At 47.3% G+C, this 3,064-nt stretch carries 1 protein-coding gene; it reads right to left on the reverse strand.

The features are described 5' to 3' along the window. Positions 1-118: 118 nt before the first annotated feature. Positions 119-2,890 carry a caspase family protein gene (locus Q1Y74_RS13820; protein ID WP_300814874.1) on the reverse strand — a complete coding sequence of 924 codons (2,772 nt, stop codon included), beginning with the start codon at positions 2,888-2,890 and terminating at the stop codon, positions 119-121. Between the last annotated feature and the right edge of the window lie 174 nt (positions 2,891-3,064).

The raw sequence follows: 3,064 nt of genomic DNA on the forward strand, positions 1-3,064 counted from the left end.
TAAGTTTATAAACTCATCTTTTGAGAGAAATCCAAATGACTTCAATCTGAAATGAAACAACAGAGGCCATCTCAAGTTTATTTTGAGACAGCCTCTTTTCCTATACTACTCTACCCGTTCAATTTCCTGCGGCCTCTGCCGGTACAGGAGTCTTCAAACGAATGTCGGCCCAGTCTGTCCACGTAGGAGAAACCATATACTGCGGTTCCTGCATCTTGCCAATCAGCGCAGTAGCCTTTTTCACTTCGGCATTGGTTTTCTCGAACAGCTGTTTCATGGTCAGGTCACCTTTAGCGTCCTTAATGGTCTTAATCAGGAAGTAAGTATAATATCCCTGTTTCTTTTCGTGGTAAACACTGGAAGTCTGGTCACCGCTACTGGACGAGAAGCTCAACGTATGTCCCTGCGGCAAACCGGCTTTCGGAACTACACGCACACCCTTTTGTGCAATCAGAGGAGCCGCACTCTTGTATCCGCCGCTGAAGCAGGCATCGAGGAATACGTAGGCACCCTTGATGGGATAAGTGGCCAGGCGCTTGTAAAGCTCAGCCAACGAAATGCCCAGACGAATGTTCTTACCGGTAATATCCACAGGCAGCAAATAGGGTTCTTTGGTAGCCTCATCATTGTTGCCATGACCGGAGTAATAGAATATCAACTCTGCCTCGGGATCGGTACTTGCCATGTTCACCAGCCAGTCGAGCTGTTCGTGCATCATACCGGCAGTAGCGTTCGGCACCACCTTCAACTGCTTGTCGGGTACGCCAAAGGTACGCACACAATATTCACGGAATACCAAAGCATCGTTTACGGCATAAGGCACATTGATTTCAGCATTGGCACCCGTCATACTGTAATCCTCGTTACCGATAATCAGCGCATAGCGGTGGCGGTTGACCGCACCGACAGGAATGTCTTTCAACAAATCGGTCGTAAGCCCCAGAGAAACATTCTTCAAGTCGACAGCCTTACGGACAGTACCCTCAATCTTCAAGGTATTGGAAGCCGTCAGATATTCACCCACCTTCACCTTATAAGCCTCGTTCAGATAGGACGAACGCGAGTCTTCGCTCACACTGACCATCACAGCCACCGAATCACCGTCAAAACGCTTGTTTACCAGGAAGCCGTAATCCAAAGTAGCCACATCGCCCGGAGCAATACTGTCAATCGTAATCTCCGGATTGTCGGTGGTAAACACGTTGTTCGGCAACTTGAACTGCAACTTCACATTATGGGCAGTCTTGGAACCGAAGTTCTGCAGTGCCAGCGTCAGCTTGCCGTTGTCGCCCAACGAGATGGAAGAGCCCTCTGAAGCAAAGAACTGATAATCGGCCACCCGCAGGCGCGGCATGGCGTACTCCTGTGCATTGACAATCAACTCGGCAGGATCGGCATCGAAACCGTTGGCCTCGAAAGCGTAAATATTAATCTTGGCCAACGTCGTAGGCATATCCTTTTTTACCAAATAGCGGAATGTATACTGCTTGGATGTACCGGCCGGGATGTTGCCGCCGTCCAATTCACGCGGACCTTCAAAGTAGCTGTCATATCCCTGCTGCTCGGAAAGGCGAAGGCGAAGGTTGTAGGCATCTCCCTGACCCTTGTTTTCAATAGTGAACTGAAGAGCAAAGCTCTCACCGGCATCAATCACCTTGTTGTTGTTGCCATCTATAAAGCTATCCACCCGAATTACCAGCATAGCCGGCTCAACAGGTATTGGGGCAGACTCCTGTTCCTGCGCCACCCCTTCGGTCTTCTTCAAAGCCTCCTTATAGGCAAGCAGACGGGACGAGAAAGTTGAATAGGACGCGCCGTCTTCCACAATCTTCATCAGCACTTCATATTCCGGTTCCATCCCCATGTACTGGTACACACCGGCCAAGCCCTGCATATACATTTTGGAACTGGGTTCTTTTTCAAGAATCTTCAGGAACAAGTCTTTGGCATCCATCAGATAGGTGGAAGCACGTTGTCTGACCAGTGCATATTCGGTATCATTGGCAATGGTAGCCCCATTGTTCACAATCTCAGTAGCAACATTGAAGTTGGCACGCGCCAGACCCGTCAGCAACTCAAAACTGTTCGGATACAAGGCATAAAGACGCTTATAAATATCGAGCGCCTCCACATTCTTTCCCTGGCGTTCCAGAATGCGGGCCTTGATAGGCAGTACTTTGTCGTTATTGGGGTCTACTGCCAAAATGCGGTCAATGGCATCCAACAGTTTCGGCATATTATTGGTGGCAATGTGTACATTCACCAAATTATACAGGAAATCAAGAGATACCGGATATTTGGCAATGGCCTTTTCGAGGATGGCCTCCTGCTCGGCATACTTTTTCTGAGACTGATAAATCATGTTCATGTACACATAGCAGTCTTTCTCCTGCTCCTCAGTTCCTGTATTCAGATATTCCTGGAAGTACTTCAATGCCTGCGAATACTTCTGCAAATTATAGGCAGAAACAGCCGCATAATAGACAACGGAAGGATAACGATTGTCCTTGGGCAACAATTCGCTGCGGAATATCTGCAATTGGGGCATGTCGATGTAAGCAGCCGCAAAATCCAAAGCTTTGGCAGGTTGCTTTTGTTCCGAATAGTAAACGGCTCCATTCAGCAGATAAGGATAGATTGTGCGCAAACGGTTCTTGGCACCTTCCAGATATTGTCCATTGTTCGGAGCCTCCACAACCTTCAAAAACTGCTCATAGCTGTCCAACAGGTAACCGTACATGGCATCCATGTCCGTTCCCTTGTCACGTTCACTTTCAAAAAGCACAAACTGCTGGTTAGCACGTTTGGAAGCAGTAGCGGCATCTTGTGCCGCTACCTTTCCTTGTACTCCCAGCAGAAGAATGATTGTTAATATGAAAAAATTCCTCATAACATAACCTCTTCTATTATTTAAAATCCCAATGTAAAATCCTTATTTCACGGGGAAAGCATCCATAATTAAAAATTCAACATCAATCTTACGGAATTCACCTCCACGTTCCTTGGCTACTTCTACATGGAATTCATACTCGTTCTTCGTATTCTTCAAAGTAGTTACATTCTT

This window comes from uncultured Bacteroides sp. (genome assembly GCF_949298305.1).
In the GTDB taxonomy this organism is placed as follows: Bacteria; Bacteroidota; Bacteroidia; order Bacteroidales; family Bacteroidaceae; genus Bacteroides.